Annotated in this window: 8 protein-coding genes; 3 read left to right on the forward strand and 5 right to left on the reverse strand. The window is 31.2% G+C overall.

Annotated elements, in window-relative coordinates:
- Window positions 1–192 (reverse strand): hypothetical protein (locus tag HMPREF9129_RS11725; protein ID WP_040552798.1); only part of this gene is annotated, 192 nt, incomplete at its 3' end.
- An 81-nt stretch (window positions 193–273) separates the two neighbouring features.
- Here HMPREF9129_RS11725 and HMPREF9129_RS07175 point away from each other — a divergent pair.
- A complete protein-coding gene (locus tag HMPREF9129_RS07175; RefSeq protein ID WP_004822001.1) occupies window positions 274–1,869 on the forward strand; it encodes an ABC-F family ATP-binding cassette domain-containing protein in 1,596 nt (531 codons plus the stop codon).
- Window positions 1,870–1,916: 47 nt separating this feature from the next.
- Here HMPREF9129_RS07175 and HMPREF9129_RS07180 read toward each other — a convergent pair whose 3' ends face one another.
- The 4 genes from HMPREF9129_RS07180 to HMPREF9129_RS07195 all read right to left on the reverse strand — a co-directional run bounded on the left by HMPREF9129_RS07180 (window position 1,917) and on the right by HMPREF9129_RS07195 (window position 6,069).
- Entirely contained in the window at window positions 1,917–2,339 is a 423-nt protein-coding gene (locus HMPREF9129_RS07180) for a hypothetical protein (RefSeq protein ID WP_004822003.1), read from the reverse strand.
- A 42-nt stretch (window positions 2,340–2,381) separates the two neighbouring features.
- Window positions 2,382–3,710, reverse strand: coding sequence for a magnesium transporter (mgtE, locus tag HMPREF9129_RS07185; RefSeq protein WP_004822005.1), 1,329 nt, complete (start codon window positions 3,708–3,710; stop codon window positions 2,382–2,384).
- 281 nt (window positions 3,711–3,991) lie between these two features.
- The gene (gene pepD / locus HMPREF9129_RS07190; RefSeq protein WP_004822008.1) at window positions 3,992–5,413 is read right to left on the reverse strand and encodes a beta-Ala-His dipeptidase; all 1,422 of its coding nucleotides are present in this window, start codon (window positions 5,411–5,413) and stop codon (window positions 3,992–3,994) included.
- A 2-nt stretch (window positions 5,414–5,415) separates the two neighbouring features.
- On the reverse strand, window positions 5,416–6,069 hold the full coding sequence (locus tag HMPREF9129_RS07195; protein ID WP_004822009.1) for a TetR/AcrR family transcriptional regulator: 654 nt from the start codon (window positions 6,067–6,069) through the stop codon (window positions 5,416–5,418).
- 88 nt (window positions 6,070–6,157) lie between these two features.
- Between HMPREF9129_RS07195 and HMPREF9129_RS07200 the strand changes: the two genes are divergently transcribed.
- Together HMPREF9129_RS07200 and HMPREF9129_RS07205 are read left to right on the forward strand one after the other, a co-directional pair.
- Entirely contained in the window at window positions 6,158–7,567 is a 1,410-nt protein-coding gene (locus HMPREF9129_RS07200) for a YfcC family protein (RefSeq protein ID WP_004822011.1), read from the forward strand.
- 3 nt (window positions 7,568–7,570) lie between these two features.
- Complete coding sequence (locus HMPREF9129_RS07205; protein ID WP_004822012.1) at window positions 7,571–8,449, forward strand: DMT family transporter; 879 nt, start codon at window positions 7,571–7,573, stop codon at window positions 8,447–8,449.
- Window positions 8,450–8,546: the final 97 nt, after the last annotated feature.

An 8,546-nucleotide genomic window follows, 5' to 3' on the forward strand; every position in this document is an offset into this window, starting at 1 on the left:
CCAATGATAGTCTAATGTTTTAAAAGCGCTACCATCGTCATAAGTGTCTTCTGATGTAGTTATATTGAATTCAGTGGCATCTGTTACCCCAAAGATATTTTTTATTTTTAGAATTTCTTTTGAGTTGGATGTTGCATAAATGTAATTTGTAAATAAGAATACTATTAATAATGAACTGATTATTTTTTTCATATTTTCCCTCCTTGAATTGAGTATATCATTTTTTTTCAGAACTATGCTATAATACACGCGACAAGCGATTGGAGGAATAGAATGATTTCAGTAAATAACGTCAGTGTAATTTTCCCGGATAAAAAACTATTTGATGATGTGAACCTATCTTTCACACCTGGGAACTGCTATGGAATAATCGGAGCAAATGGAGCGGGAAAGTCAACATTTTTAAAAATACTTTCCGGAGAAAAAGAACCATCAACTGGAAATGTATCAATAGATAAAGAATCCAGAATGAGTAAGTTAAACCAAGACCACTACGCTTTTGAAGATGAAGTAGTTATAGATACAGTGGTAATGGGAAATAAAAAACTTTATGATATAGGAAAAGAAAAAGATGCTATCTATATGAAAGAAGATTTTTCTGATGAAGATGGTATAAGAGCGGGAGAACTTGAAGCAGAATTTGCAGAAATGGGAGGCTATGAAGCAGAATCAGAAGCGGCGTCTCTTTTGCAAGGACTTGGGATTACAACAGATAAACACAGTTTAAAAATGAGCGAACTTATAGAAGCCGATAAGGTTAAAGTCTTACTTGCACAAGCTCTTTTTGGAAATCCTGATATTTTGCTTTTGGACGAGCCTACTAACGGTATTGATTTAAGAGCTATAATGTGGCTTGAAGATTTTTTATCTGATTTTAATGGAGTTGTTATAGTAGTTTCTCACGATAGATACTTCTTAAACAACGTGTGTACGCACATGGTTGATATAGATTTCGGTAGAATTCAAGTTACAGTTGGGAACTATGATTTTTGGTATGAATCTTCTCAACTTGCTCAAAAAATGGCTAAGGAACAAAATAGAAAGAAAGAAGATAAGATTAAAGAACTTCAAGAATTTATTGCAAGGTTCTCAGCTAATAAATCAAAATCTCGTCAAGCAACTTCAAGAAAGAAACTTCTTGATAAAATAACTTTGGACGATATAAAACCATCAAGCCGTAGATATCCTTTTGTTGGATTTGATTTAACTCGTGAAGTTGGAAATGAAATATTAAATATAGGCAACTTAACTTTAAAAGAAGGGGATAAGGTACTTCTTGACAATATGAGTATGAGAGTTAATAAGGGCGATAAAATAGGTTTTATAGGGAATGAAATTGCAATAACAAAGTTCTTTGAAGCGATAGAGGCAAAAACTGATTATGAAGGGCAAATTGAGTGGGGACAAACTATAACTCACACATATTTCCCTAAAGATAATACAGAATATTTTGAACACTCAGACCTTAATCTTATAGATTGGATGAGACAGTTCTCAGAAGAACAATCAGAAATATATTTAAGAGGATTTTTAGGTAAGATGTTATTCTCCGGAGATGAAGTGCTTAAAAAAGCAAATGTACTTTCCGGGGGAGAAAAAGTTAGAATGATGTTCTCAAGAATGATGATAAGACCTGCTAACTTATTAATATTCGATCAACCTACTAACCATCTTGACCTTGAAAGTATTGAAGCTGTGAACAATGGACTTATAAACTTTAAATCTAACATATTATTTACATCATTAGACCATCAATTTATCTCATCTGTTGCAAATAGAATAGTTGAAATATTTGATGACGGAACTTATAGGGATGTTCCAATGACTTACGATGAGTATATAGAAAAATATGTTGTATCAGAAAAATAAAATTAGAAAATAAAAAATAGAAAGAAGACTCAATGGCGAGTCTTCTTTTAAATTTCAGATTTTAAATTTTCAATTATTTTTTCAACTTGAGATATCCCACTTTCAACTTGGGACAACGAGTCATTTATTTTTGTTTGAACCAAATAATCTGCAAGGATACCGTCGAAAAAGTAGTCTGCAAATGTGAGAAATGTATCGGGGATTATATTTATGCCCATTGTATTATTCACATCAGTGAGTTCAGATTTTAAATTTTGAACAGCATAGCGAGTCTTTCTTAGCTCTTCTTCAGCATTATTAATTTTGCTATGTTTTATAAACGTACTTATCATTCCGCCGCCAAACATATCAAAATAACCCCAATTTTTTGCACTTTTAAATAAATCTCTCGCGTTGTATAAGTGTGTTAAAACTTTTTCTGAAGCTTCAATAGCTTCTTTTATTTCTTTTTCTCTATTGTAATTATCCATAGATAACTCCTTTTTTAATAAATAATATAAAGATAGTTAATTTTAAAGATTGATCAGTTTGCTTGCAACTTCAAAGTAGATTAAAAGTGCAACAGTATCTACTATTGTAGTAATTATGGGACCCGCCATAACTGTAGGGTCTATTTTAAATTTATCAGCTATTAGTGGAAGCATGCCACCAATAACTTTTGATATCATAACAGTAATTAAAAGGGTAATAGAAACTGTAAGCATGACTTGTGTTGAAACAGAATCCATAAAGAAAATTCTTAGAATATTTATGAATACAAGAGCAATACCAACATAAAATCCGATTTTCAATTCTTTTAGCATGACTTTTAGAATGGTATGATAATCAACTTCTCCAATATATAAAGCACGTATAACAGTTGTAGAAGCTTGACTTCCTGCATTTCCACCACTATCCATAAGCATAGGAATATATGCTGCTAATACTACGCTGGTAGCTAATGTACTTTCATATCTTTTGATTATAAACCCAGTCATAGTTGCAGTTATGAGGCAAATAATAAGCCAAGTTATTCTATTTTTAGCAATTTTTAAATTTGAAACTTCCATGTAAGAATCATCTTCTATATCAGTTATACCGTGAATATTTGAAATGTCTTCATTGTACTCATCAACCATGACATCAATAGCCCATTCGGCAGGAACTGTTCCTATTAATCTATTTTCTGAATCAACTACAGGTATTTCAGATAAATCATATCTGAAAGCTAATTTTGCAACAATTTCTTGATCGTCATAAGCACTGACAGTTTTATTAATAGGGTGTAGAATGGATTCAATATTTTGTTCTATATTTCTAAGAAGATCTGCCAAATAAACAAACCCCTTTAATTTTAAAGAGTTATCAGTAATCCAAATTTGTTCAAGTTTATTTGCATCCAAATCAGAATTGACAACTTTATCAAGTATCTCTTTAATACTGCGAGAAATTTTTGCAGACATGAAGTTAACAGACATTATAGAGCCGACACTTTCATCAGGATACCCTAAAAGCTCATTTATAATTGGTCTACGGCCTTCTTCAATAAAGTGGTTCATAAGTTTTCCAACCATATTTGCAGGTAATTCTTGAAGAGTATCCACCAATTCATCTTCATCCAACTCTTTAATGAGTTCCATTATACTTTCCCTTGATAGAGTTTTTATAATGTCGACCTTTTTAGATCTACTTAGCAAAGCAAAAGTGTCAGCTAATAAATCCTTGTTAAGAAGCTTTATTCTTATAGCTATTTCATACGGCGATAGAATTTCAAAAATTTCAGCTAAATCAACAGGATCCATTAGATTAATGGATTTTTGTAATTCTTTAATTTCATTAATATCATATCTTTCTCTGTTCATAAAACCTCCTTTAATTTAAAAACGTAAAATTATCACTTTTTAGGCGTTAAAATATTTTGCAGTTGAAGATTTATGAAATCAGATTTTAACTTAATGTAAAAAACTGTGAATAAAAAAAGAAATCATGTAACTGCAATAAATATTTTTATCCGACCTATCACAACTATCCATGATTTCACCTCCATTAATGATATTTATAACCTACTACAAATTATAGATGTTTGTCAACTCAAGTAGTGGGTTATAAATATTTTTGACTTATGAATTTTATAGATTAGTAATTATTCAAATTTTGCAGATTCTAGTAATTTTACTAAAGCTTGATATACATATTCAGCAGAAGAAATACTAAAAGATTCACTTGGGGAATGGAAGTCTTTAGCATTTGGTCCTATTGAAATAATATCAGTAAAGCCTTTTTCAGCAAAAAATCCACACTCGAGACCGGCATGAACAGCTTCTATTCGAGGACTATTTCCACTTAATTCAGAATAAGTATTGTATGCCAGTTCTCTTAGAGCAGAATTTTTTTGATATTTCCAAGCAAAGTATTTTCCCCAAATATCATATTCAAAATTGAACTGTATAGCTAATATTTCTAATAAGTCAGTAATTCTAGTTAATTTTGAATTGTAATTTGAGCGGATATCTACAATAGCAACAAGAGTGTTATCTTTGATATAGATTTCTCCAAGGTTTGAAGAAGTGTCTACTATGTGTTTGAATATACTACTCATTTCAAATACACCGTTTGGAACAGTAAGAGAGTATTTAACCAAATCTTCAAAAGAATTATCATCAATGTAATTTCCATCAGATGAACATTCGTTAAATTTAATATCAAGTTCAGGAAAGCTTACATATTCATCTCTAATGACAGTTAAAAATTCAGAAATTTTTTGTTTAATGTTTTCAAGTTGACTTTCCTCAAATAGTATTATACTTTTTGCAGCTCTAGGTATAGCCAATCTATAACCACCACCGGAAATGTAATTCAATTTTACATCATATTTTCTAAGGTGGTTTAAAAGCCTAAACATCAAAATATTTGCATTACCTCTGCCACTTCCTATGTCTTCACCGGAATGCCCGCCCATAAGCCCTGACAAGACTATTTCAAAAGACTTTAAGTTTTTACTTGGAATTAAATTAAATTTGTGAGTCGCAGTAAAAGTTATTCCACCGGCTGAGGCGCATAAAATTGATGAATCATCACAATGGTCTATGTTAATAAGTTTCTTAGCATCCAATAGGGAAGGATTTAAATTTGCAACTCCCATGAAATCTTCTTCTTCAGCAGTTGTAAAAACACCTTCAAGTTTTGGATGTTTTAAACTATCATCTGAAAGAACAGAAAGTATTAAGGACATTCCAAGACCGTCATCAGCGCCGAGAGTTGTCATACCATGAGTTGAAACCGTATCACCGTCAATAAAATATTTAATTGGGTCAGTTAGAAAATTATGTTCGACATCTTCAGCTTTTTCACAAACCATATCTGAATGTGATTGTAAAGCGATAGGTTGATAATTTTCATAGCCGACTGAAGCCGGTTTTTTAATTACCACATTGTTGAATTCATCACGCACGACATCAAGTTGATGTTCATTCGCCCAATTCACTAGATATTCGGCAATTTTTTCTTCGTGATGACTTGGGCGAGGTATTTTTGTTATTTGGTCAAATTCTTCTAAAAATTTCATAATTACTCCTTAATTGTAAGTTCCAATAAAGTTTTCAAGAATGATAAAAACTTTTCTGAGTGTTCTACTAAGTTTATATTTTTATCAACTACTATGTCATACAGATAACTGGAATGTATCCTAACTACAGTGTGAATAATAAAGTTTAGTTTTTCTTTGCTGAGATTGTATTTTTCACAAAATACTTTTGTAACTTCATAGTCTCTGTTTAAAATAGAACCATTTTTAATCATATTTAGGACATCTATATCATCAAAACCATCTAAAGATTCAGGATAAATTTCATAATAGTTTAAAAGGATTGAATGTAGATTTTTTGAATAGACACCATAGAAAATATTGAAGTACACATCAGGTTTGGAGAATGAGTATTTGTTAAATACCTCATAAACTTTAATATACCTTTTTATTGGATCTTTAATGTTTTTAGTTTGTTCCTTTAATTCAATTATGTATTCTTTTAAATAATCTATGGAAGCATATATTAAAAGTTCATCTAAATTTTGGAAATAGTTATACATTGTAGCACTATTGTATCCGGAAACATCAGCAATTTTCCTAATTGTTATATTGTCTAATCCATATTCATCGATGAGTTCTTTTGCAGAAGTTATGAATACATCCATAACTCTTTTTTCACGAATAGAAATTTTCATTAATTCACCTCATTAATACTTGACAAAGTAAGATTTTCTAATCATAATTATATTATAATCGTGATTAGAAATCAAGGAGGCGTAAAAAATGGAAAGTAAAAAACAACGTAAGTTCAAATTCAAAGCGCCAGATGCATTAGCTTTAATAGCTATATTAGTGATAGTAGCAGCAATTTCAACTTACATTTTACCAACAGGTCAATTTGACAGAATAAAGGACCCTATAAGTGGAAGTGAGATAGTAGATCCGAATAGTTTTCATTCTATTGAAAGAAGTCCAGTTTCTATTGCTGATGTTTTGCAATCTATACCAAGAGGGCTTAATGAGTCCGCAGAAATTATCAATTTTTTATTCATAATAGGTGGTACTTTTGGAGTATTAAAGGGAACCGGAGCTTTAGATGCACTTTTAAAATTTGCCTTAGTGAAATTAAAAGGTCGAGAAAGAATGGTTATTCCGGTTGTGTTAATGTTCTGGGGATTAGGTGGAGCAATAATTGGAAACTTCGAAGAATGTTTGGCATTTTTGCCTCTGCAAATAACGCTCTGTTTAGCTTTAGGATTTGACTCAATAACAGGTGTGGCACTTGGAATGTTGGGTGTAGGTGTAGGATACATAGGAGCAATTTTAAATCCATTCACTGTTGCAACTGCACAAAAAATAGCTAACGTTGAAATGTTCAGTGGTATGTATATGAGAGTAATAGCTTTTGCTCTATTAATACTTGCGACAATAGTTTATGTATACATTTATGCTGGAAAGATATTAAAAGACCCTACAAAGAGTTTGGTATACGAAAGTGACAAGAACAGTCCATATAGAGAAGCTGATTTATTAAGTGAAGATGTAGAGTTTACAGTCAGACATAAATTTGCAATAGCAACATTTATACTTGGAATTGTATTCTTAGTATACGGTGTTATAACTTATGGATTTTATTTGACAGAAATAGCCGGAGTATTTATGGCAGTTACTGTAATCTGTGGGTTTGCAGGTGGACTTACTATAAATGAAATGGTAGATAATTTTGTAAAAGGTGCTGAAAATCTTTTGTATCCAGCACTATGCGTTGGATTTGCAAGAGCCATAACAGTAATTATGCAAGATGGCAACATACTAGATGTAATAGTTTACTATATGTCAAGATTGGTGGTAGGTCTTCCTCTACAATTGAGTGCAATAGGAATGTTTATACTACAATCAATTATAAATGTATTTATTCCATCAGGAACAGGGCAAGCAGTTGTAAGTATGCCTATAATGACTCCACTTGCAGACGTAATAGGTCTTACACGTCAAACAGCAGTATTGGCATTCCAATTTGGAGATGGTATAACAAACTTAGTAACACCTACAGCAGGGGACTTAATGGCAGCTCTTGCGATAGGAGGAATTTCCTACGGAAAATGGATGAAATGGATATGGAAGTTGTTACTTGCATGGTACTTAATTTGTAGTGGAGTATTAGTTGTAGCAACTATGATAGGATATGTATAAACCTTGAATAATAAAGCATTGAACAATGGAATAGCCCATGCCATTTTATCGGCTATTATATTTGGACTTATGCCATTATTTACTCAGTTACTATATAAAATGGGAGCCAATTCTGTAAGTTCAGCATTTTACAGAATGGTTCCCGCAACCATCGTGTTATATTTCTTTATAAAATTTAAAGAGAAAAAAGATTTAAAAATTAATAAAGATGAAGCTAAAGGTTTATTTTTTGCAGCTCTTGGATTTTCGTTAACTAGCATAACGCTATTTTCATCATATGAATATATAAATTCAGGTGCTGCAACAACTATTCACTTTGCTTATCCAATAGTTATTTTTATAGCGGTAAATTTCATAAAAAAATACAGACCTAAGGCAACAGAAGTGCTATGCGTTGTATTTGTTGCAATAGGAATTATTCTAATAATGAATATGGATTCTTCTAATGGATTGAATTTAAAAGGTGTTTTCTTTGCTGTTTTATCTGCGTTGACATATTCATTCTATTCAATTTATTTGGAAATGAAAAAATTAATTAATATAGGTTCGACAAAGTTGTTGTTCTATTTAAATTTATTTTCAGTCATGGTAGTAATTATATATAGTTTGGCAACGAAAACTGAAATTTACCTTGGATTTAAAGGAATAGAATGGTTTCTTCCAATTATATATTCCTTTGTAATAACATTTGGGGCAGCATTTTTATATCAAAGTGCAATAGTTAAAATAGGCGCTGATAAGACATCTATATTGAGTACACTTGAGCCTATAACAAGTTTAATAGTAGGTATAGTGGTATTAAAAGAGGAAATAGTATTGGCACAAATAATAGGCGTTGTGTTAATATTGGTTGCAACGACAAAACTTGTAAACCGAAAATAAGTATATAAAATAAGAGGGTGCTGTTGCATAGTAGAATCATCTATTATGCAACAGCACCTTTTTTAAAGAAACAAGTAATCGGAAAAATATCATTTTT

This window comes from Peptoniphilus indolicus ATCC 29427 (genome assembly GCF_000227315.1).
Lineage (GTDB): Bacteria > Bacillota > Clostridia > Tissierellales > Peptoniphilaceae > Peptoniphilus > Peptoniphilus indolicus.

What these genes read in the sequence shown, in the direction of transcription:
- HMPREF9129_RS07175 (WP_004822001.1), top strand. Translation starts at nt 274, where the DNA reads ATGATTTCAGTAAATAACGTCAGTGTAATTTTCCCGGATAAAAAACTA.
- HMPREF9129_RS07195 (WP_004822009.1), bottom strand. Translation starts at nt 6,069, where the DNA reads ATGAAAATTTCTATTCGTGAAAAAAGAGTTATGGATGTATTCATAACT.
- pepD (WP_004822008.1), bottom strand. Translation starts at nt 5,413, where the DNA reads ATGAAATTTTTAGAAGAATTTGACCAAATAACAAAAATACCTCGCCCA.
- HMPREF9129_RS07200 (WP_004822011.1), top strand. Translation starts at nt 6,158, where the DNA reads ATGGAAAGTAAAAAACAACGTAAGTTCAAATTCAAAGCGCCAGATGCA.
- mgtE (WP_004822005.1), bottom strand. Translation starts at nt 3,710, where the DNA reads ATGAACAGAGAAAGATATGATATTAATGAAATTAAAGAATTACAAAAA.
- HMPREF9129_RS07180 (WP_004822003.1), bottom strand. Translation starts at nt 2,339, where the DNA reads ATGGATAATTACAATAGAGAAAAAGAAATAAAAGAAGCTATTGAAGCT.